At 74.9% G+C, this 22,517-nt stretch carries 20 protein-coding genes; 10 read left to right on the top strand and 10 right to left on the bottom strand.

Annotated features, from left to right (window positions below):
• Nucleotides 1-54 precede the first annotated feature (54 nt).
• On the top strand, nt 55-2,145 hold the full coding sequence (locus KJS59_RS06780) for a SpoIIE family protein phosphatase (protein WP_213451609.1): 2,091 nt from the start codon (nt 55-57) through the stop codon (nt 2,143-2,145).
• 25 nt (nt 2,146-2,170) lie between these two features.
• Here the strand turns inward: KJS59_RS06780 and KJS59_RS30940 are convergent, their stop codons facing one another.
• Nucleotides 2,171-3,457, bottom strand: a complete 1,287-nt coding sequence (locus KJS59_RS30940; RefSeq protein ID WP_249713932.1) for an FAD-binding oxidoreductase — start codon at nt 3,455-3,457, stop codon at nt 2,171-2,173.
• A gap of 113 nt (nt 3,458-3,570) precedes the next feature.
• On the opposite strand from KJS59_RS30940, the gene KJS59_RS06765 reads away from it, so the two are divergent.
• Nucleotides 3,571-5,655: a S9 family peptidase gene (locus tag KJS59_RS06765; protein WP_213451454.1), complete on the top strand. Its 2,085-nt coding sequence runs from the start codon at nt 3,571-3,573 to the stop codon at nt 5,653-5,655.
• A gap of 176 nt (nt 5,656-5,831) precedes the next feature.
• Here KJS59_RS06765 and KJS59_RS06760 read toward each other — a convergent pair whose 3' ends face one another.
• From KJS59_RS06760 to KJS59_RS06745, 4 genes are read right to left on the bottom strand one after another with little or no spacing between them, the layout of a single operon-like run.
• Nucleotides 5,832-6,776 carry a threonine ammonia-lyase gene (locus KJS59_RS06760; RefSeq protein WP_213451453.1) on the bottom strand — a complete coding sequence of 315 codons (945 nt, stop codon included), beginning with the start codon at nt 6,774-6,776 and terminating at the stop codon, nt 5,832-5,834.
• A 34-nt stretch (nt 6,777-6,810) separates the two neighbouring features.
• Nucleotides 6,811-8,337 (bottom strand): FtsX-like permease family protein, encoded by a 1,527-nt coding sequence (locus tag KJS59_RS06755; protein WP_249713931.1) that lies wholly within the window; start codon nt 8,335-8,337, stop codon nt 6,811-6,813.
• Nucleotides 8,334-9,044 (bottom strand): ABC transporter ATP-binding protein, encoded by a 711-nt coding sequence (locus KJS59_RS06750; protein ID WP_213451452.1) that lies wholly within the window; start codon nt 9,042-9,044, stop codon nt 8,334-8,336. The genes KJS59_RS06755 and KJS59_RS06750 overlap by 4 nt, the downstream gene beginning before the upstream one ends.
• On the bottom strand, nt 9,041-9,571 hold the full coding sequence (locus KJS59_RS06745) for a PadR family transcriptional regulator (protein ID WP_213451451.1): 531 nt from the start codon (nt 9,569-9,571) through the stop codon (nt 9,041-9,043). Before KJS59_RS06745 ends, KJS59_RS06750 begins: the two co-directional genes overlap by 4 nt.
• A gap of 142 nt (nt 9,572-9,713) precedes the next feature.
• Between KJS59_RS06745 and KJS59_RS06740 the strand changes: the two genes are divergently transcribed.
• Nucleotides 9,714-10,073 (top strand): STAS domain-containing protein, encoded by a 360-nt coding sequence (locus KJS59_RS06740; protein ID WP_213451450.1) that lies wholly within the window; start codon nt 9,714-9,716, stop codon nt 10,071-10,073.
• Between the two features lie 24 nt (nt 10,074-10,097).
• On the opposite strand, the gene KJS59_RS06735 is transcribed toward KJS59_RS06740, so the two are convergent.
• Nucleotides 10,098-11,339, bottom strand: coding sequence for a CynX/NimT family MFS transporter (locus KJS59_RS06735; RefSeq protein WP_213451449.1), 1,242 nt, complete (start codon nt 11,337-11,339; stop codon nt 10,098-10,100).
• 59 nt (nt 11,340-11,398) lie between these two features.
• Between KJS59_RS06735 and KJS59_RS06730 the strand changes: the two genes are divergently transcribed.
• The 5 genes from KJS59_RS06730 to KJS59_RS06710 all read left to right on the top strand — a co-directional run bounded on the left by KJS59_RS06730 (nt 11,399) and on the right by KJS59_RS06710 (nt 17,680).
• Nucleotides 11,399-12,079 (top strand): FadR/GntR family transcriptional regulator, encoded by a 681-nt coding sequence (locus KJS59_RS06730; protein ID WP_213451448.1) that lies wholly within the window; start codon nt 11,399-11,401, stop codon nt 12,077-12,079.
• A 28-nt stretch (nt 12,080-12,107) separates the two neighbouring features.
• Nucleotides 12,108-12,551, top strand: a complete 444-nt coding sequence (gene mscL / locus KJS59_RS06725; protein WP_213451447.1) for a large conductance mechanosensitive channel protein MscL — start codon at nt 12,108-12,110, stop codon at nt 12,549-12,551.
• A 100-nt stretch (nt 12,552-12,651) separates the two neighbouring features.
• Nucleotides 12,652-12,891, top strand: a complete 240-nt coding sequence (locus tag KJS59_RS06720; RefSeq protein ID WP_213451446.1) for a hypothetical protein — start codon at nt 12,652-12,654, stop codon at nt 12,889-12,891.
• Nucleotides 12,892-12,953: 62 nt separating this feature from the next.
• Nucleotides 12,954-13,943, top strand: a complete 990-nt coding sequence (locus KJS59_RS06715) for an SDR family oxidoreductase (protein ID WP_213451445.1) — start codon at nt 12,954-12,956, stop codon at nt 13,941-13,943.
• A 437-nt stretch (nt 13,944-14,380) separates the two neighbouring features.
• Nucleotides 14,381-17,680 (top strand): AfsR/SARP family transcriptional regulator, encoded by a 3,300-nt coding sequence (locus tag KJS59_RS06710; RefSeq protein ID WP_213451444.1) that lies wholly within the window; start codon nt 14,381-14,383, stop codon nt 17,678-17,680.
• Between the two features lie 70 nt (nt 17,681-17,750).
• On the opposite strand, the gene KJS59_RS06705 is transcribed toward KJS59_RS06710, so the two are convergent.
• Both KJS59_RS06705 and KJS59_RS06700 read right to left on the bottom strand, forming a co-directional pair.
• Nucleotides 17,751-18,350 carry an ATP-dependent Clp protease proteolytic subunit gene (locus tag KJS59_RS06705; RefSeq protein WP_213451443.1) on the bottom strand — a complete coding sequence of 200 codons (600 nt, stop codon included), beginning with the start codon at nt 18,348-18,350 and terminating at the stop codon, nt 17,751-17,753.
• 2 nt (nt 18,351-18,352) lie between these two features.
• Nucleotides 18,353-18,658, bottom strand: coding sequence for a helix-turn-helix domain-containing protein (locus tag KJS59_RS06700; protein ID WP_213451442.1), 306 nt, complete (start codon nt 18,656-18,658; stop codon nt 18,353-18,355).
• 112 nt (nt 18,659-18,770) lie between these two features.
• Between KJS59_RS06700 and KJS59_RS06695 the strand changes: the two genes are divergently transcribed.
• Together KJS59_RS06695 and KJS59_RS06690 are read left to right on the top strand one after the other, a co-directional pair.
• Nucleotides 18,771-19,856, top strand: a complete 1,086-nt coding sequence (locus tag KJS59_RS06695; protein ID WP_213451441.1) for a LacI family DNA-binding transcriptional regulator — start codon at nt 18,771-18,773, stop codon at nt 19,854-19,856.
• Nucleotides 19,857-19,858: 2 nt separating this feature from the next.
• Nucleotides 19,859-20,044, top strand: a complete 186-nt coding sequence (locus KJS59_RS06690; RefSeq protein WP_213451440.1) for a hypothetical protein — start codon at nt 19,859-19,861, stop codon at nt 20,042-20,044.
• A gap of 48 nt (nt 20,045-20,092) precedes the next feature.
• Here KJS59_RS06690 and KJS59_RS06685 read toward each other — a convergent pair whose 3' ends face one another.
• Both KJS59_RS06685 and KJS59_RS06680 read right to left on the bottom strand, forming a co-directional pair.
• Nucleotides 20,093-21,115, bottom strand: coding sequence for a M12 family metallopeptidase (locus tag KJS59_RS06685; protein WP_213451439.1), 1,023 nt, complete (start codon nt 21,113-21,115; stop codon nt 20,093-20,095).
• A gap of 142 nt (nt 21,116-21,257) precedes the next feature.
• Nucleotides 21,258-22,418, bottom strand: a complete 1,161-nt coding sequence (locus KJS59_RS06680) for a cellulose binding domain-containing protein (protein WP_213451607.1) — start codon at nt 22,416-22,418, stop codon at nt 21,258-21,260.
• Nucleotides 22,419-22,517 lie beyond the last annotated feature (99 nt).

The raw sequence follows: 22,517 nt of genomic DNA, 5'->3' as shown, positions 1-22,517 counted from the left end.
CGGGGACCATCATCCCGCTTCCCGGCCGGGCGACGCGACCGCGCAGGTTGGAACATCGGGCCGAGTCGGTACAGACTGCTAACCGTGCCCGCCGAGGTCATCCGCCGCATCCGGCTGCCCGCAGATCGCCGTACCCCGGCCGCCGCCCGGGCGGTGGTCCGCACGGTGCTGGCCGAGGCCGACCTGCCCGGGCTGCTGGACGAGGCGCTCCTGCTGACCACGGAGCTGACCACCAACGGCGTCGTGCACGCGGGCACCGAACTGGACGTGGAGGTGGTCGCCGACGGCCAGGGCCTCACGGTCACCGTCATGGACTTCGCCGCCGGCCCGGCCGGGCAGCTCCGGCTGGCACGTACCGGGGCGGCGCGGTCCGACAGCCCGACCGGTGCGCCGAAGCCGCCCGCGGCGCCGGCATTCGGCAACATGGCCGCCGCGGCCGCGGCCGCCGCCGAGCTGTCCGAGCGCGGCCGGGGCCTGCTGCTCGTCGACCACTTCGCCAGCCGCTGGGGCACCACCCACCACGCCGGTGGCAAGGGCGTCTGGTTCCGCCTCGACCGGCAGCGCCAGACCGCCGCCGAGGCCGTGCCGGTACCCGAGGCCGGGCCGACCCCGAGCGTCGGCGCGCTCACCTCGCTGCTCCAGGTCGCCCCCGAGCCGCAGGGCGAGGAGCCGGCCGCCGACTTCGCCGGCCGGCTGCTCGGCCGCCTCGCCGAACTGATCGGCGCCGCGGGCGGCGTGGTCCGCCTGGACCGCGCCGACGGGGCCGGCCCGCGCATCCTCGCCCGCTACGGCCGCCCGCCCAGCCCCAGCACCGAGTCCCTGCGCGTCCCCCTCGCCGTGAACCGCCCGTACCTGGGCGAGCTGGAGCTGGACTCGCCGCCCACCGCGTACGCCCGGCCGCTGGCCGGCATGGTCGCCGACCGGATCGCGCTGACCATCGAGACCGACCGGCTGCGCCGCGCCGACCTGCGCCGGCAGGGCTGGCTCACCTTCCTCGCGGAGTGCAGCGAACTGCTCGCCCAGTCCCTCGACGTCGAGCTGACCATGGCGCTGATCCCCCAGCTCGTGGTCCCCCGGCTCGGCCAGTGGTGCGCGGTGCACATCGCGGACGCGTGGGGCGAGCTGAACCTCACCGCCGCCGCCCACGCCGACGAGTCGGCCCTACCGCAGCTCTACGCGACCCTGCGCGAATCCGGGCCCGACTCGATCGCCGCCCGGCTCCGGCAGACGGCCCGCGCCGGTGCCCAGATCCCGCTCCCCGACGGCTTCGCGGTCCCGCTGGTCGCCCGCGGGCAGCGGCTGGGCACCCTGTCCGTGGGTCGCCAGGCCGGCCCCCGCCACGACGTGGAGGAGATCGCCGTCCTGGAGGACGTCGCCCGCCGGGCCGCCCTGGCCATCGACAACGCCCGCATCCACGCCGAGCGGCGCCGGGTCGCGCACACGCTCCAGCAGTCGCTGCTCCCGCCGGTCCTGCCGGTGGTCAAGGGCATCGGCCTGGCCGCCGAGTACGTGCCGACCGGGGACGACGCCGAGGTCGGCGGCGACTTCTACGACGTCATCCCGCTGCCCGACAACCGCTGGCTGGTCGTGGTCGGCGACGTCTCCGGCAAGGGGGTGCAGGCGGCCACCGTCACCGGCCTGGTCCGGGACGTCATCCGGGTCCTCGTCCGCGACGGGCGCCCCCTGCCGGACGCCCTCGCCCGGGTCAACGACACGCTGGTCGAGCGCGGAGGGGGCCGCTTCTGCACCCTCGCCGTCGCGGAACTCGGCCTCGCCGGGGACGCCCTGGACGTCAACCTCCACCTCGCCGGCCACCAGCAGCCCGTGCTGGTCCGCGCGGACGGCCGGGCCGGTTACGTCGGCGCCGGCGGCACCGCCCTGGGCCTGCTCGACACGGTGAAGACCCCGAGCACCGCGGTCCCGCTGCGGCCGGGCGACTCGCTGATCTTCTACACCGACGGCGTCACGGAACGCCGCCGCGGGCGGGAACTGTTCGGCCTCGACCGCCTCCGCGCCGCCGCCGCCCCGCTGGCCGGCTACTCCGCCGACGTGGTCGCCGCCCGCCTGCGGGCCACCACGCTCGGCTTCTCCACCGAACCGCCCCGCGACGACATCGCCATCCTCGTCATCCGCAACGACACCTGACCGGGCGCCGGAGGGCGCGCCGCGATCAGGGGGCGGGGAGGCGGCCCGGGGAGAGGCGGTTCCGCGGGTCGAACCGCTCCTTGACCCGGCGCAGCATCGGCAGGGACGGCGGCTCGCCCCACAGGTCGACCGCCTCGCGGATCCGTGGCGGTGCGGACAGGACCAGGCAGGTGCCGCCCCGGGCCAGCAGGACCCGGCGGACCGCGGTCACCACCTCCGCCACCCGGTCGGCGGGGGTGTCGGCGGGCAGCGCCGCGTGCACGACGCCCATGCCGGCGCCCCCGCGGACCGGGACCGTGGCCCCGGCGGAGTCGCGCAGCGCGTAGACGGCGGCGTGCAGGTCGGCGATGGGCACGGCGAGTTGGAGGGCGACCTCGCCGGGGCCGAACGGGTACCGGCCCCACCAGTGCGGCGCCTCGGCGTGCACGGCGGCGTCGGCGGCGAGCAGGCGGGCGACCGACTCGGCGCGGGCCGCGACCCCGCTCGCGGTGCCCTCGAGGAGGACCGCGAGCGTGCCGGGACCGGGGAGGCCGTACGGGCCGCGCTGGCGCGGCACCAGGGCGCGGGGCGTGCCGGGCAGGTCCATCTCGACCGCGGAGGGCAGGACGCCGGTGCCGAGCAGCTCGCCGACGAGGTCGTGGACCTCCAGCGGGGTCCAGACGGAGCGGGTCACCCAGGCGCGGGCCGGCGGGGTGGGGTGCAGGCGGAAGCGGGCGGCGACCAGCACGGCGAGCGTTCCGTAGGAGCCGCAGAGCAGGCGGGTGCCGTTCGGGTGGCCGCCGCGATCGGCCTCGTCGGTGCGTACCACCGCGCCGTCCGGGCCCACGTACGTGGCGCCGAGCAGCAGTTCGGCGGGCGGGCCGTAGCGGTGCCGCAGCGGCCCGGACTCGCCGGTGGCGACCAGGCCGCCGATGGTGCCCCCGGACGCCACCGAGGGCGGGTCCAGGCAGAGCCGGTGACCGGTGCGGGCCAGGTGGGCGGTGACCGCGGTGATCGGGGTACCGGCCCCGAACTCGGCGGCCAGCTCGGCCGGGCGGTGGGCCCGGACGCCGGAGAGTCGCCGGGTCTCCAGCACGATGTCGACCCCCGCAGGCGTGAGCCCCCACTCCAGCTTCGAGCCAGAGCCGCGGGCGAGCACCCCGAGGTCGTACTCCTCCGCCACGCCGAGCACCGCGCTGACCTGGTCGGTGGCGGCGGGCGCGACGACCCAGCGCGGCGCCGCGTCCACGATCCGGTCGCCGGCCCCGGCGGTGTACGCGCCACCGGCACCACAGATCTTGGTCAGCTCGCGCAGGACAGCGCCTCCGGCCACCGCCACCCCGCTCCCCCCGGCGCATCGATTGGACCGAACAGAGATTGTCACCCCGCTTCCCCGACCGGGCTATCGTACACGTGTTCGAAAGCCCCGCCAGGTACGGTAACCCGGTGACCACGAACTCGCCACCCGCCGCCAAGCGGATCCCCGCCGAGCGCACCCACCACGGCGACACGGTCGTCGACGAGTACGCCTGGCTCAAGGACCGGGAGGACCCGGACACCATCGCGTACCTGACGGCGGAGAACGCGTACACCGAGGCGGCCACCGCCCACCTGGCCGGCCTGCGCGAACGGGCGTTCGGCGAGATCAAGTCGCGGACCCTGGAGACCGACCTCTCCGTGCCCACCCGCAAGGGCGGGTACTGGTACTACACCCGCACCGAGCAGGGCAGGCAGTACGGCATCCAGTGCCGGCGGGCCGTGCGCCCGGGCGAGGTGGACCCGCCCGCGAGCGACGGCGGCCCGCTGGACGGCGAGGAGGTGCTGCTGGACGGCAACGCGCTCGCCGAGGGGCACGACTTCTTCGCGCTCGGTACGTTCGACGTCAGCCCGGACGGGCGCTGGCTGGCGTACTCCACCGATCTGCGCGGCGACGAGCGGTTCACCCTGCGGATCAAGGATCTGCGCACCGGCGAGCTGCTGCCCGACGAGGTCACCGACACCTCGTACGGCAGCGCGTGGTCGGCCGACGGCGGCGCGCTGTTCTACCTGACGGTGGACGAGGCGTGGCGCCCGCACCGGGTGTGGCGGCACGCCGTCGGCAAGCCGGCCGCGGACGACGTGACGGTGTACGAGGAGCCGGACGAGCGGTTCTGGGTGGGCGTCGAACTCACCCGCTCCGAGCGGTATGTCGTCATCGACATCCACAGCAAGGTGACCAGCGAGGTGCGGGTCATCCCGGCGGACGAGCCGGCCGCCGAGCCGGTGGTGGTGGCCCCGCGCCGGCAGGGCGTCGAGTATTCGGTCGAGCATCATGGTGACCGCTTCCTCATCCTGCACAATGCCGACGCGGAGGACTTCGCGCTGGCGTACACGTCGGCCTCCGCGCCCGGCGACTGGCTGCCGCTGATCGCGCACTCTCCCGGTACCCGCCTGGAGTCGGTGGACGCGTTCGCCGACCACGTCGTGGTGTCGCTGCGCAGCGACGGGCTCACCGGCGTCCGGGTGCTGCCGGGGGACGCGGACCCGGCCGGCGGTTACGACATCGAGTTCCCCGAGCCGCTGTACTCGGTCGGGCTGGACAGCAACCCCGAGTACGCCGGCCGGTCCCTCCGGCTGCGGTACGCCTCGCTGGTCACGCCCGACTCGGTGTACGACTACGACCTGGTCACCCGGCAGCTGGTGCTGCGCAAGCGCAAGCCGGTGCTCGGCGGGTACGACCCGGAGCGGTACGAGCAGCACCGGGAGTGGGCGGTGGCGGACGACGGCACCCGGGTGCCGATCTCCGTGGTGGCGCGCAAGGGCACCCCGCGCGACGGCTCGGCGCCCGCGGTGCTCTACGGGTACGGCTCGTACGAGGCGTCGCTGGACCCCTGGTTCTCGATCGCCCGGCTCTCGCTGCTGGACCGCGGGGTCGTGTTCGCGGTGGCGCACGTGCGCGGCGGCGGCGAACTGGGCCGGCGCTGGTACGAGCAGGGCAAGTTCCTGGCCAAGCGCAACACGTTCACCGACTACGTGGCGTGCGCCCGCCACCTGGTCAAGACCGGCTGGACCACCGCCGACCGGCTGGTCGCCCGCGGTGGTTCGGCCGGCGGGCTGCTGATGGGCGCCGCGGTCAACCTGGCCCCGGAGGCGTTCGCCGGTGTCGTCGCCGAGGTGCCGTTCGTGGACCCGCTGACCTCGATCCTGGACCCGTCCCTGCCGCTCACGGTCATCGAGTGGGAGGAGTGGGGCAACCCGCTGGAGTCGGCCGAGTTCTACCACTACCTCAAGGGCTACTCGCCGTACGAGAACGTCGCCGACCTGCCGTACCCGCCGATCCTGGCGCTGACCAGCCTGAACGACACCCGCGTGCTGTACCACGAGCCGGCCAAGTGGGTGGCGCGGCTGCGCGCGGTGGCCCCGCGCGGCTCGTACCTGCTGAAGACCGAGATGGGTGCCGGCCACGGCGGCCCGAGCGGCCGGTACGACTCGTGGCGCGAGGAGGCGTTCATCATCGCCTGGATCCTGGACCGCTTCGGGCTGTCCTCCTGAGCGCCGGGGGCGCCGCCTGAACCCCCGCAAGGCCGCCTGAACAACGGGGGCGCTGGCTGAGAACACCGGCGGCGGCGCCCGAACACGCACGGCGCCGCTGAGCACCGGGGGCGCTGTGCCGGCAGGCCGGCGGCCCCGTCCCCGGCGGCCCCTCCCGGCGGCCCGGTCGCGTCGGATCAGGGGACGAGGACGCCGGCGAGGAGCGCGGGGTCGATGTTGCCGCCGGTCAGCACGGCCACGGCGCGCCCGGCGGGCAGTTCGGCCCGGTGGCGCAGGTAGGCGGCCACCGCCACCGCGCCGCTGGGCTCCACCACCAGGCGGGCGTTGCGGGCGAGCAGGCCGATCGCGTCCAGGATCTCCTCGTCGGTGACCGTGACGATGCGGTCCAGGTGGGCCTGGAGGTGGGCGAGGGTCAGCTCGGAGAGTTGGGCGCGCAGCCCGTCCGCGACGGTGCGGTAGGTCCGCTCGACCGGCCAGGGGCGCAACTCGCCCGCCTCGAGCGACTCGCAGGCGTCCGCGGCGTACTCCGGCTCCACGCCGATGACCGTGGCGGACGGCTTCAGCGCCTTGACGGCGGTCGCCACCCCGGAGGCGAGCCCGCCGCCGCTGACCGGGACGAGCACCAGGTCCACGTCGGGCTGATCCTCGACGATCTCCAGCCCGATCGTGCCCTGCCCGGCGATGACGTTCGGGTGGTCGAACGGCGGGATCATCGTGAGGCCGCGCTCCCCGGCGAGGCGCTCGGCGGCGCTGACCCGCTCGACCGGCGGCACCAGCACCACCTCGGCGCCCAGCGCCCGGCACGCGTCGACCTTCACGGCGGTGGTGACGTCCGGCATCACCACCACGCAGGGGACGCCGAAGTCGCGGGCGGCGTAGGCGAGCGCCTGCGCGTGGTTGCCGGAGGAGTGGGCGATCACCCCGCGGGCGCGCCGGTCCGCGTCCAGCCGGGAGACCGCGTGGTACGCCCCGCGCTGCTTGAAGGCGCCGATCGGCTGGAGGTTCTCCGGCTTGACCTGGAGCCCTTCCGCCCACGGGCAGGGCAGCAGCGGGGTACGCACGGCGACCCCGGCGATCGACTTGGCCGCGGCCCGGATGTCATCGAGCGAGATGAGCTCCATGGCGACCATCGTGCCAGCCCCCCGCGCGGCGCGGCTATGTCGTGCGCAACTCCTCGACCGCGGTCGCTGGCCGCAGGAACAGCAGCCCGACGCCGACCACCGCGAGCGCGGCGGCCACCGCGAGCCCACCGAGCAGGGCCAGGTCGGCCAGCGGCACCGGGATCTGCCGCACGAACGACGGTACGTGCACGACCACCTCGGTCGTGCAGTCGGCGCTGGTGCAGCTGGACGATTCGTAGTTGGCGCTGCGGACCGAGCCGCCGGCGATGGCGTGGATGAGGGTGACCCCGACGGCGGCGGCGACCAGCACGGCCGGCACGACGGGCGCGACCGCCTGGAGCACGATCGAGCGGGCCAGCACGCCGCGCGGCACCCCGGTGGCCACCAGCGACGAGTACGCCCGGCGGCGGGAGACGATGCCCTCGACGACGGCCACCAGCATGCCCGCCGCGGCGAGCGCGACGCCGAACGCGACCGCGCCGTTGATCAGGTCCAACGTGGTGAAGTAGAAGCTGTTGTCGTCCGCGTAGTACGGCTGGCCGGCCTGCGCCGCCTGCCAGCGGCCCGCCTCCTCCCGCACGGCGAAATCGGTGGCGAACCAGGAGCGCGCCCCGGCGGCACCGGCGCCGAACAGCACGCAGATCAGCAGGACCGCGAAGGTCCGGCTGCCGGACCACGGGTCGGCCATCAGGCGGCTGCCGGCGAGCAGGGCGGCGGGGCGGCGGCCGTAGCGGCGCAGGATCCGACCGGCGGTGTAGGAGATCCATCCGGTGCCGAGGACCACGCCGAGGGCCGCGCACAGCGTGCCGACGAACAGGATCGCCGGCAGGACCCAGCCCGGCGGGCTCCACTTGATCCGCTCCGCCCACCGGAAGCCGGGCTGGAGCACGGCCATCGCCACCGCCCCGATCACGATCAGGATTCCCGCGTACGGGCCGGGCGGGCGGTTTCGGCTGCGGCGGACCACGCCGTACGGGGTGAAGGCGACCCGGCGCAGCAGCAGCATCGCGACGGCGGTGGCCAGCAGCGGCAGGCCGGCGCAGATCGCCACGAGCGCCCAGGTCGCGGGGAGCACGTCGGTGGGGAGCAGGAGCCGGCCGTCGGCGCCCGGCCGGCCGAGCGCGCGGCGCAGGATCAGGTACCCGGCGAGCCCGGCCGCCGAGCCGAGCGCGCTGGCCAGGCCGGTCTCCGCGGCGGCCAACCGGACCGCCTGGCCCGGCGTGGCACCCGCCAACCGGATCGCGGCGAGCCGCCGGTCCCGCGCCGGCGCGCCGAGCCGCCCGCACTGCGCCGCGAGCGCGAGCACCGGAATGGTCATCAGCACCAGTGTGATCACGACACCCGGCCGCAGCCCGGGCTCGACGAGGACCTGGAGCCGGTACTGCTCGGCCCAGCTATCGCTGCCGCGGTGCCCCTGCCCGAACCCGGGTATGGCGATCACCGCCGCGCTGAGCAGGAGCAGCGGCGTGGCGACGGCGGCGCTGGCCGCGGTCAGCACCACCCGCAGCGTGTCGGTGCGGCTGCCGGCCAGCGCCAGCCGGACCAGGGTCAGCGGGCTCACCGGGCGCTACCGGCGTGCCGGCCGGCGGAGGCGTTCAGGCCCAGGCCGGTCGGGTCCGCGACGCCGTCGCGCAGCGCCAGCTCCCGGTCGGCGTACGCGGCGACCCGGGCGTCGTGGGTGACCAGCACGACCGTGGTGCGCTGCTCCCGGGCCAGCCGGACCATGTGGCCCAGCACCTGCTCGCCGGCGAGCGTGTCCAGCGCGCCGGTCGGCTCGTCGGCGTACAGCACCCGCGGCTCGGTGACCAGCGCCCGGCCCAGCGCGACGCGCTGCTGCTGGCCGCCGGAGACCTCGCCGGGGCGCTTCTCCGCCAGGTCGGCCACGCCGAGCCGGTCCAGCCAGGACAGCGCCGCGGTGCGCGCCTCCCGCCGCCCCGTGCCGGCGAGCAGCAGCGGCAGCGCGACGTTCTCGGCCGCGGTCAGCTCCGCGACCAACTGCCCGAACTGGAACAGCACCCCGAACTCGGTGCGCCGCAGCCGGGCCCGGCCGGCCTCGGAGAGCAGGTCGACCCGCTGGTCCCGGTAGATCACCTCGCCGGCATCCGGCCGCGTGATGCCGGCCAGGCAGTGCAGCAGCGTCGACTTGCCGCAGCCGCTCGGGCCGGTGACGGCGAGGATCTCCCCCTCGTCGACCGCCATGGCGACGCCCCGGAGGGCTTGCGTCGGGCCGTACGAGCGGACCAGTCCGCGGCATTGCAGGATCATCACTGCTCCCCGTTCGTGGCGCCGACGCGGTCCAGGGTGGTCTGCAACCACCGCAGGTCCGCGTCGAGGTGGGCGATGGCGAAGTCGGCGGCGATCACGGCGCCGAGCGCGGCGCCGGGGTCGGTCTTGCGGGCGGTCAGCTCGCGCAGCCGGGCGGTGTGCGCCGCGCGCTGCGCGATCAGGTACTCGCGGGCGTGGGCCCGGTCGGCGACCATCAGCGCCACCACGACCTTGGCCAGCAGGGTGCTGGTGACGTACGGGGCGGGCGGCTCGACCGCGCCGAGCCAGGCGACCAGCTCGGCCCGGCCGGGCTGGGTGATCTCGTACGCGGTGCGGTCCGGCCCGCCGGCGCGTTCCTGGGCGGCGGCGCGGACCAGCCCGTCCCGCTCCAGCCGGCCGAGCGTGGTGTAGACCTGCCCGAACGCGAGCGGACGGGCGCGCGGCAGCCGCTCGTCGTGGGCGCGTTTCAGGTCGTACCCGTGGCGCGGGCCGGACGCGAGCAGCCCGAGCAGCACGTGTGAGGTGGACACGCGGCCGACTATTCACTGTGTGAATAGTCGCTGTCAACCCCGGCGCGGGGTGAACGCCGGGTCGGCGGTGACGCGCCTCGGCTCGCGCACCGCACCGACCCGTGGTGGAGTACGGTGCGAGGGTCGGTCCGCAGGAGGTCTCATGTCGTTGACGGTCAGCACCGAGCAGAGGCAGCACGTGGTCGTCATCACCGTCGCCGGTGAGCTGGACATGGCCACCGCGCCGCAACTGCAGCAGCGGGTCGACGACGCGCTGGGGCAGGAGCTGCACCACCTGGTCTTCGACCTGGCCGGGGTGCCGTTCTGCGACTCCACCGGGCTGTCGGTGTTCGTGCGGGCCAAGAACCGCTGCGACGACCTGGGCGGTTATGTGCGGCTCGCCGCGCCGCAGCGCGGGGTCCGCCGGATCCTCGAGGTCAGCGGCCTGGTTGACGTGCTGAGCACCTACGCCACCGTCGAGGAGGCGCTGTCCGCGACGGAGGAGCCGGCGCCGGCCGAGTAGCCGCCGCGCCCGCCCCACCGGGGCTCACCGCTCGCGCCCGTCCTGCTCGTCCTCCACGTAGCGGGGGCGGGCCACCGCCAGGCCGGAGACGGTCTGCACGGCCGCCGCCGCGACCAGCACCCACAGCGGCGCCAGCCAGCCGCCGGTCGCCTCGTAGAGCAGGCCGACCAGCAGCGGGCCGAGCGAGGCCAGCAGGTAGCCGGCGCTCTGGGCGAACGCCGACAGCGCCACCACGCCGCCCGCGGTCCGGGCGCGCATGCCGATCATGACCAGCGCCAGCGGGAACGCGGCCTGCCCGATCGCGAGCAGCACCACCCACAGCACCGCACCGCCGTGTGGGGCGATCATCAGCCCGAAGTAGCTGGCGAACATCGCCGCCGAGAGCACCACGACCAGGCCCCGCAGGTCCGGCCGGCGCCCGGCGTACGTGGGCATCAGCAGCGTGATCGGGACGGCGACCGCGGTCACGCCGGCGAGCAGCAGGCCGGCGACCTCCGGCGTGTACCCGTTGTCCCGGAACAGTTGGGCGAGCCAGCCCATGGTCGCGTACCCGCTGAGCGACTGGGTGCCGAAGTACACCGCCAGCCCCCAGCCGAGCCGGGTGCGGTGGGCGTGCACGCGGGCGGCGACCCGGCTCCCCTCCCGGTGGGCGGCGCCGCGCCGGGCGACCGCCTGCCGCAGCCACGGCAGGGTGGCGATCACCGCGAGCAGGGCCCACGCGCCGAGCCCGGCCCGCCAGGAGCCGAAGGCGTGCGCGATCGGCACCGAACCGGCCGCCGCGACCGTGGTGCCGGTGACGAGGGCCATCGTGTACAGGCCGGTGACCAGCCCGGTCCGCGCCGGGAAGTACTGTTTCACCACGGCCGGCAGCAGCACGTTCGCGACCGCGATGCCGGCCAGGGCGAGCGCGGTGGCGGCCACGAACACGGCCGGGGCGCCGGTCCAGGCGCGCAGCAGTTGGCCGGCGGCGAGCGCCGCCATCGCGATGACCAGGACCCGGGCGGGCGGGTACCGGCGGGCCAGCGCGGGGGTCAGCGCCCCGAACCCGGCGAACGCCAGCGTGGGCAGCGTGGTGACCAGGCCGGCCATCGTGCCGGACAGGCCGAGGCCGGCGCGCACCTCGTCGAGCAGTGCGCCGAGGCCGGTGATCGCCATGCGCAGGTTCAGCGCCACCAGCACGATGCCGACCAGCGCCACCACGGCCGCGCGGGTTCTGGTGCTCGTGGCGGCGGTGGGCGGCGGGCCGGTCAGCGTTGGTGAAGCCATGCGTCCGATCGTAGAATGATGGGATGAATTTTCCACGCCGCACCGGGGAGGTGTAATCGGTGCCACTGGTCTCCCCCGCCCGGCACCCCCTCGTCCCCCAGATCATCGAGCAGCTCCGGAGCCAGATCACGAACGGTGAATGGCCGGTGGGCACGCGCATCCCCACCGAGCCGCAACTCGTCGCGGCGCTGGGAGTCGGCCGCAACACCGTCCGGGAGGCGGTGCGGGCGCTGGAGCACGCCGGGCTGCTCGAGTGCCGGCAGGGCTCCGGCACCTACGTGATCGCGACCGACGAACTGGCCGGCGCGGTCGCCCGCCGGCTCCAGGGGGCCGAGCAGGCCGAGGCGATCGAGGTGCGCCGGGCGTTCGAGGTGGAGGCCGCCCGGCTCGCCGCCCGCCGCCGCACCCCCGACGACCTGGCGGACCTGCGCCGCGCGCTGGGGACGCGCGAGGAGGGCTGGCGCTCCGGCGACGCCGCCCGGTTCGTCGAGGCCGACGCCCGCCTGCACGTCGCGATCGTCGCGGCGGCGCACAACGGCATGCTGGCCGCCCTCTACGCCTCCTTCGGGGACGCCCTGCGCGCCAGCCTCGCCGGCCAGGTCGGGGACGCGCTGCTGCCCGCCGACTACGTGGACCACACCCGGTTGATCGAGGCGATCGGGGCGGGGGACGCGGCGCGAGCGGCGCACGAGGCGGGTGCATTCCTCGAAACACCCGGCGGGGAACTAGGTTGTCGCTGACCGAAACCCCCGCACCCCCGGAGTGGTGATGATCAAGGGCTTCAAGAACTTCATCATGCGCGGCAACGTGGTCGACCTCGCGGTCGGCATCGTGATCGGCGCCGCGTTCACCGGGCTCGTCACCCAGTTCACGGCGTCGTTCCTGGACCCGCTGCTCAACCTCATCGGCGCCAAGGACGACAAGGTCGGCGGCACATTCAACCTGTCGCACAACAACCCGGTCATGTGGGGCGCGTTCGTGAACGCGTTGATCACGTTCCTGCTGACCGCCGCCGCGCTGTACTTCCTCGTCGTGTACCCGATGAACCGGCTGGCCGAGCGGCGCCGGCGGGGCGAGGAGCCGCCGCCCGCGGCGCCCAGCGAGGAGATCAAGCTGCTGACCGAGATCCGGGACGCCCTGGTGGCCGGCCGTGGCGCCCCGGCGGCGCTGGAGGAACTGGCGCACGGCAAGCGGCCCACGGTCGACCGCTGAGCAGGAGGGTGGGGGCGCGCGTCGCGTCCCCACCCTCGACGGGCGGCGTGGCCGACGGCCACCGGCCGATCGTCGAACGCGTGTTCGATAGTCTGCCGGCGTGGAACAGCGCAAGCACTGGTGGAACGGCAGCTGGGGGCCGCTGGCGCGGCGGGACGTGTTCCTGCGCGTCGACGCCGACCAGTGGATCGTGGAGCAGCGGGCCGGCGGCGCGGAGGGCGTCTCCCGGTGGTACGAGTTCGACTCGGAGGACGAGGCCCTGGACGTGGTCCGGGCGCTGCTCGCGGACGGCGAGGGATGGCGCGAACTGACCCCCCGCGCCCGCCCGTATCAGGACTGAGCGGCGACGCCAGGCGTGCCCCGGCGGCGGTTGGCTGCCGGGCCAGCGGGTAGGTCAGGATCATGCCTCTGACGCACAAGCTGGCCCGGTCCGTGGTGGTGATCACCGGCGCGTCCAGCGGTATCGGTGCGGCGACCGCGCTGGACCTCGCGCGCCGGGGCACGATGCTGGCGCTGGCCGGGCGGGCCGAGGCACCGCTGCGCACGGTTGCCACCCGCTGCTCGGACCTCGGCGGCCCGGCCATCGCGGTCCGCACCGACGTCACCGATCCGGTGCAGCAGGAGCGCCTGGCCGCCCGCGCCCTGGACCGCTTCGGCCGCATCGACGCGTGGGTCAACAACGCGGCCGTCGGCACGTACCAGCTGCTCCCGCACGCCTCGGCCGCCGAGTTCCGGCGGATCATCGAGACGAACCTGCTCGGGGTCGCCTACGGCTGCATGGCCGCCATCCCCCCGCTGCGCGCGGCGGGCGGCGGCGTGATCGTGAACCACGCGTCCGCGCTGGCCGATGCCTCCCTGCCGTACCTGAGCGCGTACACGGCGGCCAAGCACGGGGTCCGCGGCCTGTCCGACTCCCTCCGCCAGGACCTGCGGGTCACCGGCGACACCACGATCTCGGTCTGCACGCTGCTGCCGGCGACCCTCGACACCCCGTTCTGGGACCACGCCGGCAACCACTCGGGCCGGTCGCTGCGCCCGCCGCCGCCGGTGTACCCGCCGGAGTTGGCCGCCCGCGCGATCCGCCGCCTGCTCCAGCACCCGCGCCGGCAGGTGTACGTGGGCGGGGCGGCACGCCTGCTCGCGGTGGCGTCCCGGCTCACACCGGGCCTGATGGACCGTTTCCTGGGGATGTACGGCGCACGCGCGCTGTTCCGGCCGGACATGGCGCCCACCACCGAGGGCAACATCTTCCGCGCGGTGTCCGGCGAGGAGCCCCGCGTCGATGGCGGCTGGCACGGCCGCCGCCGGCACGCCACCCGGACCGCCGTGGTCATGGGCGCCGCCGCCGGGGTGGCCGCCGCTCTGGCGCGCCGTCCCTTCCGCCCCCTGTAGCTGGTCTGCGCCCGTTGGTCCACCGTCTGCTGTGGACCTCTGTGCGCGCGTCCACAGTGGCGCTTCGGGCCCAACTCGGCGGCATCGGGCGGCGCCGGGGTGTGCCGCGCCCGGCGGCCTGTGCCGGACGCGGCCGGAGCGCCGCCACGCGGACTCCGCCCGGCGGGGTGGTACCCCACCACGGGCCGTCGGGTCATCCCGCGCGGCGGTCCACCGGTGCTGGCACCGTGAGCGGATGCGGCGGGCCCCCGTGCCCGCGCCGGCCGCTCACGGCGCTCCCCCGATTCGCAATCGGTCGAACGCCGCGGAATTGTGGATGAGTATCGACGCTCCCTCGACGTCATGATGGTTCCTCCGCTCACCGGCTCGTCATCTGTTGATCATTGGGCTACGTTCGGTGACGCGTGTCCGTCGATGAATCGAGGGGGGGTGGGGGGGTGTCACAAGCCGGTTTCAGGCTGCTCGGTCCGGTCCAGGCGACCGGCGTGACCGGGCCGGTGGGGCTCGGCGGGCCACGCGCGCAGGCGATCCTGGCCGCCCTCCTGCTGGACGCGAACCGGGTCGTCTCGGTGGAACAACTGGTGGACGCGAGCTGGGGCGAGCACCCGCCGGCCAGCGCCCGGGTGCAGGCGCAGAACCGGGTGTCCGGGCTGCGCCGCGTCCTGCGGGCCGCCCAGCCGGACCGCGATCTGATCGAGACGGCCGGCTCCGGGTACGCGATCCGGATCGAGCCGGATCAGCTCGACGTCCACCGGTTCGAGAGCGGGGTCGCCCGGTCCGACGCGCTGCTCGCGCAGGGGTGCGTCGCGGACGCGTCCCGGGAACTGGCCGAGGCCCTGGCGGTGTGGCGCGGACCGGCGCTGGACGGCCTGGACACGCCCGCCCTGCGCGCGGCGGCGCAGCGGCTGGAGGAGGGCCGGCTGCGCGCGCTGGAGAAGCGCATCCAGCTCGACCTCGACCTGGGCCGGCACGAGGAGCTGATCGGCGAGCTGTCCGGGCTGGTGGCCGACCACCCGCTGCGGGAGCGGGTGCGGGCCCTGCTGATGCTGGCGCTGTACCGCAGCGGCCGCCGCGCCGACGCGCTGCGGGCGTTCCGGGACTACCGGCAGTGGCTGGCGCAGGAGCAGGGCCTGGACCCGGGCGGCGAGTTGCGTGCGCTGGAGGCGTCGATCCTGCGCGCCGATCCCGCGCTGAGCCCGGCCGGGCCGGAGGAGCCGGCGCCGGCACCGGTCGTGCGGCGGCCGTCGCAGTTGCCGGCCGGGGTGGCCGACTTCATCGGCCGCTCGGACGACCTCGCCGCGCTGAACGCGCTCGTCGCCGCCGGGCTGGGCGGCCGGGGCGCGGGCACGGTGATCATGACGATCAGCGGGACCGCCGGCGTGGGGAAGACCGCGCTGGCGGTGCACTGGGCGCACCGGGTCGCCGACCACTTCCCGGACGGGCAGCTGTTCGTGAACCTGCACGGCTATTCGGCCGACCGGGCCGGCGTGCAGATGCGGCCGATGGAGGCGCTGGCCCAGTTCCTGCGCGCGCTCGGGGTCGATCCGAAGCGGATACCGGACGACCTGGACGAGGCCGCCGCGATGTACCGGTCGCTGCTGGCCGACAAGCGGATGCTGGTGGTGCTGGATAATGCCCGCTCGGCGGAGCAGGTCCGGCCGCTGCTGCCCGGCGGCCCGGGCTGCCTGGTCGTGGTGACCAGCCGGGACCGCCTCGCCGGCCTGGCCGCCCGGGAGGGCGCCCGCCGCATCAGCCTGGATGTGCTCACCCGGCACGACGCGACCACGCTGCTGCACGGGATCATCGGCGCGGACCGGGCGGCGGCGGAGCCGCGCGCCACCGCCGAACTGGCCGATCTGTGCGGGCATCTGCCGCTGGCGCTGCGGGTGGTGGCGGCGAACGTCGCGGACGACCCCGGGCGGGCCATCGGCGACCACGTCCGGGACCTGCGGGAGGGCAACCGGCTGGCCCGGTTGGCGATCGACGGCGACGAGCAGAGCGCGGTGTACTCGGCGTTCGCCCAGTCCTATCTGGCCCTGCCGGAGCCGGCGCGGCGGCTGTTCCGGCTGCTCGGCGCAGTGCCCGGCCGGGACTTCACCGCCGACGCGGCGGCCGCGCTCGCCGCCGTGCCGGACGGGGACGCGGCCCGGCTGCTGGACAAGCTCGCCGCCGCGCACCTGGTCCACCAGCACGTCCCCGGCCGGTACACATTCCACGACCTGCTGCGGCTGTACGCGCGGGACCGGCTGGTGACCGAGGAGGAGCCGGCCGAGCGGCGGGCCGCCGCGACCCGCCTGTACGACTGGTACCTGGCGCTAGTCAACGGCGCGGCCCGGCGCCTGTACCCGCACATCCTGCGGCTGCCCGGTACCTCGTCCGGCCCGGCGCTGGACTTCGACGGTCCGGAGCAGGCGCTGGAGCGGCTGGACGCGGAGCGCAGCACGGTCGTCGGCGCGATCCTGGAGACCGCGATCAACGGCCCGTACCCGGTCTCGTGGCTGCTCAACGACGCGCTGCGCGGGTACTTCCGGCGCCGCTGGCACACCGTGGAGTGGATGATCGCGGCGCCCGCCGCCCTCGCCGCCGCGGAGGCCGCCGGCGATCTGCACGCGCAGACCTGCGCGCAGCTCAGTCTCGGCGCCGCGCAGCACTGCCTGGGCAAGACCGCCGCGGCCGCCGGCAACTACTCGCACGCGCTCCGGCTCAGCCGCCGGGTGGGCTGGCCGGAGGGCGAGGCGACCGCCCTGGGCAACCTCGGGATCGTGCACACGGACACCGGCGCGCTCAAGGAGGCGACCCGCCACCTGACCCAGGCGCTGACCATCCACGACCGGCTCGGCAAGCGGGGCAACCAGGCGCTGACCCTGAACGACCTGGGCTTCCTGCTGATGAGCCAGGGCCGGCTGGGCGAGGCGCGGGAGCACGCCGCCCGGGCGCTCGCGCTGCACCGGCAGAACGGCAACCAGTACGGCGAGGCCAGCGCGCTCTACATCTACGGGCAGGCGCAGCGGCTGATCGGTGAGCTGGACGAGGCGGCCGACCACATGCGACGCGCGTTGGCCGCGTACCGCCGGGTGGGCAGCGAGGACGGGGCCGCGTACGCGCTCAGCGGCCTGGCGGCGGTGCTACTGGACCGGGGCCGCCCGGCGGAGTCGCTGGAGCGCGCCCGCGCGGCGCTGAGCGGGAACCCGACGCGCAGCGAGTTCATCGGCACGTTCGCCCTGAGCGCGATCGGCGCGGCCCAACTCGCGCTCGGCGACCACGCGGCGGCCCGGGAGAGCTACGACCGGGTCCTGTCGATGGCGATCGCGGTCAGCAGCCTGGACCCGGAGCTGCGGGCCCGGATCGGGCTGGCCGGCGCCCTCGGCACCCTGGGCGAGCCCGCGACCGCCCGGGAGCACGGCGAGCGGGCGCTGAGCCTGGCTCAGGGGCACGGTTTCCGCGTCGCCGAGGGCGAGGCGCTGGTGGTCCTGGCCGAGCTGGACCTGGCCGCCGGCCAGCCCTGCCCCGCCGCCACCCGTGCCGCGCGGGCCCGGGACCTGCACCGGTCGCTCGGCTGCCGGCTGGCCGAGGCGCGGGCCCTGATCACGCTCGGCCGCGCCACCGGCGGCACCGCCGGCCGCAGCCACGTCGCCGCGGCGTCGGCCATCTACCGCGCGTGCGGCGCGACGCCGCCGCCCCTCCTCGGTCCCGCCCCGGGCGAGGAGGCTGGGCGGGGTCTCATCGGCGTGGAGTGACGGGCCCGCGCCCGGCGACCGGGCCGGGGGCGAACCCCACGGCCCGTGGGTGGCGCCGCCGGGCCGAGCGCTAACCCGTAGCGCCGCCCACGACCTCGTCGATCAGCCCGTACTCGCGTGCCTCCGCCGCCGTGAGCACGCGGCCGGCGGCCAGGTCGTCCTCGACCCGGCTGCGCGGCCGGCCGGTCACCTCCGCCAGCCGGAGCGCCAGTTCCTCCAGCTCGCGCAGGTACTGCCCGGCCGCGGCGGCGACCTGGCTGGCGGTACCCGCCATCCCGGCGGCCCGCGGCTCGGCCAGCCGGACGCGGGCGTGCCGGTAGGCCAGCCGCCGGTCCGCGGCCGCCAGCACCGCCAGCGCGGCGCCGCCCACCTCCGAGGTGACCACGGCGTGCAGCGGGGCGCGCATCGCGTCCACGGCGTCCACCACCGCGTACGCGGCCGGCAGTTCGCCGTCCGGTACGGCCAGGTGGAGCTGGACCGGCTCGGTCCCGAGCGCGTCCAGGGTGAGCAGCGCGGCGGCGGCCTGGCTGGCGGCGGCACCGGTGAGCGGGCCGCGCAGCAGGACGATCCGCCGGTCGAACAGCCGCTCCGCCAGCCAGTGCGCCATCGGCTCGTCCGGGGGTGGCGGGTTCTCGAAGGGCGGGCGGCTCGGCTCGTTGTCCAGTCGCATGCTCAGCCTTTCGCGCGGGTCGGGTCGATGGCGCCGTCGGTGAGGCCCAGGCGGAGGCGGACGCCGATCGCGTCGGCGTACCGCTGCACGGTGGACATCCGGGCGTCCACCTGCCCGGCCTCCAGCCGGGCGACCGCCGGCTGCGAGGTGCCCATCCGCCCGGCCACCTCGTCCTGGGACAGCCCGGCCGCCCGCCGCCGGGCCACCAGCGCGGCGAGCAGGTCGCGCCGTTCCCGGTCCAGGTCCGCGTGCCGCTTCGCCATCTCCCGGAAGCCCGGCAGCCGGGGCGGGCCGTCGTCCTCGGTCATACCGGAAACGATATACCCCGGTCATCCGCGCGATAGACCCCTTGCTCTTTTCCCACGAGCGCGTACTGTATCGATACAGAAGCTACTGGATCGATACAGAAGGAGGTGCCCCGTGCGACCCACGCTCCAGACCGTCGCCGACGCGGTCGGCGTCTCCCGCAGCACGGTGTCCAACGCGTACAGCCGGCCGGACCAACTCTCGCCGGAGCTGCGCGACCGGATCCTCAGCACCGCGGCCCGGCTCGGGTACAGCGGTCCGGACCCGACGGCCCGGTCCCTGCGCCGGGGCCGCGTCGGGTCGATCGGGGTGCTGTTCACCGGGCAGTTGACCTACGCCTTCACCGACCCGTTCGCGATCCAGTTCCTGATCGGGCTGGCCGAGGCCGCCGAGCACCACAACACGGGGCTGCTCCTGCTGCCGCTGTCCGAGGACGACGAGGAGGCGGCCGCCCGGTCGGTCCGGGAGGCGCTGGTGGACGGGTTCTGCGTCTACTGCGTGCCGAGCGACTGGTACCGCTCGCTGGCGCAGATCAACCCGCGCGGGCTGCCGGTCGTCGGCGCCGAACTGCGGGACCGGGAGGCGGGCGCGATGTTCGTCGGCATCGACGAGGCGGCGGCGACCCGCGCGGCCGGCGAGCACCTGATCCGGCTCGGCCACCGCCGGCTCGCGGTGATCATCGACCGCGGCACGCCGGGGCGCGGCACCGGGCCGCTCCGGGTGGACGACTTCGACACCCTCCCCCACTACGTCGCCCGGGAGCGGCTGCGCGGCTACCGCGACGCGTTCACGGCGGCGGGCGTCGACTGGCCCACCGTGACCGTGGTCAACGCCGCGGCCAACACCCGCGCCGAGGGCGCCGCCGCCGCGGCGCACGTGCTGGACCGGGCCGACCGGCCGACCGCCGTGTTCGCCATCACCGACCTGCTCGCGTTCGGCGTGCTGGACGCGCTGCGCGCCCGCGGCCTGCGCGCCGGCCGGGACGTGTCGGTCATCGGCTTCGACGACATCCCGGACGCGGCGACCGCCCGGCTGACCACGGTCCGGCAGCCGGCCGTGGAGCGCGGGCGGGCCGCCGGCGTCCTGCTGCTCGACCCGCCCCCCGAGGCCGCCGACCGGCAGGTCGTGCTGCCCACCGAACTCATCGTGCGGGCCTCGACCGGCCCCGCGCCCACGGCCACCCCGACGGAGAGGAACTGACCATGGACCCGCTCGGCTACACCATGGCGGTCGACGCCACCCTGCGGCACGTGCTGTCCGCCCGGCCCGACGCACCGCAGGTCACCGACCCGCCGCCGCGCCCGCACCCGGTGCGCGCGGCGACCGCCGCCCTGCTGCGCCGGCTGGCCGACCGCGTCGAGCCCCGCCCGGTCTGCGCCCGCGCCTGATAGTTCCACTGTGGAATTCCGGTACCGCAGCAACCGCGTTTTGGACCCCTAATGCTGGCTGCGCACCCGCACCGAATACGTGCCGGTGCCGTCCGCCGGATCGGCGTGCCGGACCTGAACGTAGTAGTCGCCCGGGGTCAGCAGCGCCGCGATGCGGGCGTTCATCCCCCAGCCGCTGTCGTCGTCCTCGCCGATCAGGGCGGTGTGGCTGCCCGGACCGTAGAGGCGCATCGCCACGTTGGTGCGCCCGTGCGTCTCAACCAGGTAGCGGCCGCCCCGCTCGACGGTGAACCGATACAGATCCTCCTCGCCGGGTTGGCCGATCGAGGCCCGCACGCCCGACCCGTCCACCGGCAGCGGCAGCGCCGTGTCCTCCGGCTCCGCGCGGCCGGGGTACGCCTGCTCGCCGGCGATGAACGCGATGTCGAGCGCGGAGAGCGTGTCGTTCACGTGGGTGGCGAGCCCGGTGAGCGTCCAGGTGGCGGGGAACGCGTACAGCATGATCGAGTCCGGGTCGAAGGTGGTGCCACGGATCTGGTCCACGGCGTACTTCTCCAGGACGTTGTGCCGGATGGTCTGCTCGTCCCAGTTGTTCGGCGGCCCGGACAGGTCGTGGATGACCACCGGCTCGTTCCACTGGATGCCGCCGGCCGGGTTCTGGTGCTCGTGCGCCAGGCCGATGGCGTGCCCGAACTCGTGCGCCGCGGTGCCGCCGTCCAGGAAGCCGAGGTTCATGGTCGGCTGGTCGAGCGGGATCTGGGCGCAGTCGGTGCCGATGTAGGACCACGCGCCGAGGTGCGGGTCGAAGGTGACCCGGATCTCCGCGTCGGCGTCGTCGCCGAACTCGAACGTGAGGTTGGCGTGCTCGGTCCACCAGAGGGCCTGCTTGCGGGCGATGGCCCGCTGGTCCTCGGTGCCGTCCAGGAAGCGCACCCGCAGCGTGGCGCCGTTCACCCACATCTTGCGGAACACGATGATGGCGCGCACCACCTGACCCGTGGTGTCGGCGAGCGCGAAGCGCCGCAGGTCGCGCGGGAGCAACCGGTCGATGCAGACGGGTGGCCTGGTCATGATCTCCTCCTGCCACGTTCGGGCCTTGCGGACCGGAGCCCGACGCTCCGGCCACGGATACACCCGTGACCGGAGTCCGACAGTTTCTTGGTGCGACGGCGGCCCGCCCCGGGGACGGGAGCGGGCCGCCGCGACCGCCCGGTCAGCCGGTGAAGCCGGCGGTGATCCGGGTGAAGTCCCAGTCGTTCTGCGCGATGCCGCTGCACGCGGCCGTGACGCCGCCGCCGGCGCAGCCGCGGTCCCGGTTCACCGACCAGAACGCCAGCCGGGTCAGGTGCTTGGAGTTCGCCCAGTCCCGGATCTGCGTCCAGGTCTGGGTGGAGGTGAGCTCCTGCTGGTCGGAGAGGCCGTTCATGCCGGAGATGCCCATGTGCCGGTAGGCGGTGTCGGCGGACCACCCGAATGCGTTGCTCAGCGCGGCCCGCAGCCCCTCGGCCGCGTTGACCGTGCTCTGGTACATGTTGGCGCCGACGCCGAAGTCGAACGGCATGATCGTGTAGGCGTCGATGTTCGCGCCGAGCGCCCTGGACTGGTTGATCAGGCGGGTGCCGTAGTACGTCGGCCCGGTGGTGCTGGTGCCGAACGTGATGATCGTCTTGATCCCCGGGTTGTTCTGCTTGACGATCTTCAGTGCGTTCAGGATCCGGTCCTGCACCGCCTCGTTCTCGAACTCGTCCGAGTTCTCGATGTCGATGTCGATCGCCTTCAGCGAGTACGCGTTGATGACCTGCTGGTACGCGTTGGCCAGGGCCTGCGGGGTGGAGCAGTTCGGGCCGAGCTTGTTGCCGCTCCAGCCGCCGAGCGACGGGATCACATCCCCGCCGCGGGAGCGGATGGCGGCGATGTTGGACGCGTCCACGCCGCCGGTGAGCGGGCGGGAGCCGTCCCACGCGGGCACGCAGCCGCCGCTGGAGAGCACGAAAGCGAGGGTGAACGACTTGATCCCGGTCGCGCTCATCACGGTCGCCGGCGCGGGCGGGCTGCCCCAGTCGAAGTACAGGTACGGTGCGGCGCCCGCGGAGCCACCCGGCGGCGGGGGCGGCGGCGGGCTGGTGGTCGGCGGCGTGGTGGGTGGCGGCACGGTGCCACCCGCGCAGGAGCCGCCGTTGAGCTTGCAGTTCGCCGGGGTGCCCGAACCGCTGCCGATGAAGCCGCAGCTCACGCTGGCGCCGGACGCGATCGAGCCGTTGTAGTCCCGGTTGGTGAACGTGAAGTGCTGGCCGTTGGTGGTCAGCAGCGCGTCCCAGTACGAGCCGACGCCGCTGCCGGCCGGCAGGTCAAACTCCACGCGCCAGCCGTTCAGGGTGGAGGACGGTGCTAATTATTAGGAAAGTTTCCTGAATTAGTCCAGCCCTCATCACGCACCAACCTGGAAGCAGCGGGGAACAGAGCCCGCCATCTC

The sequence above is a fragment of the Rhizomonospora bruguierae genome (assembly GCF_018397995.1).
Classification (GTDB): Bacteria; Actinomycetota; Actinomycetes; order Mycobacteriales; family Micromonosporaceae; genus Rhizomonospora; species Rhizomonospora bruguierae.
Note: the sequence above shows the minus strand (reverse complement) of the source record. Positions and strands in the feature narration are given on the sequence as shown.

Coding starts and splice junctions, on each gene's coding strand:
- KJS59_RS06690 (WP_213451440.1), top strand. CDS start 19,859: ATGGACCCGCTCGGCTACACCATGGCGGTCGACGCCACCCTGCGGCAC.
- mscL (WP_213451447.1), top strand. CDS start 12,108: ATGATCAAGGGCTTCAAGAACTTCATCATGCGCGGCAACGTGGTCGAC.
- KJS59_RS06705 (WP_213451443.1), bottom strand. CDS start 18,350: ATGCGACTGGACAACGAGCCGAGCCGCCCGCCCTTCGAGAACCCGCCA.
- KJS59_RS06700 (WP_213451442.1), bottom strand. CDS start 18,658: ATGACCGAGGACGACGGCCCGCCCCGGCTGCCGGGCTTCCGGGAGATG.
- KJS59_RS06685 (WP_213451439.1), bottom strand. CDS start 21,115: ATGACCAGGCCACCCGTCTGCATCGACCGGTTGCTCCCGCGCGACCTG.
- KJS59_RS06735 (WP_213451449.1), bottom strand. CDS start 11,339: ATGGCTTCACCAACGCTGACCGGCCCGCCGCCCACCGCCGCCACGAGC.
- KJS59_RS06715 (WP_213451445.1), top strand. CDS start 12,954: ATGCCTCTGACGCACAAGCTGGCCCGGTCCGTGGTGGTGATCACCGGC.
- KJS59_RS06740 (WP_213451450.1), top strand. CDS start 9,714: ATGTCGTTGACGGTCAGCACCGAGCAGAGGCAGCACGTGGTCGTCATC.
- KJS59_RS06760 (WP_213451453.1), bottom strand. CDS start 6,776: ATGGAGCTCATCTCGCTCGATGACATCCGGGCCGCGGCCAAGTCGATC.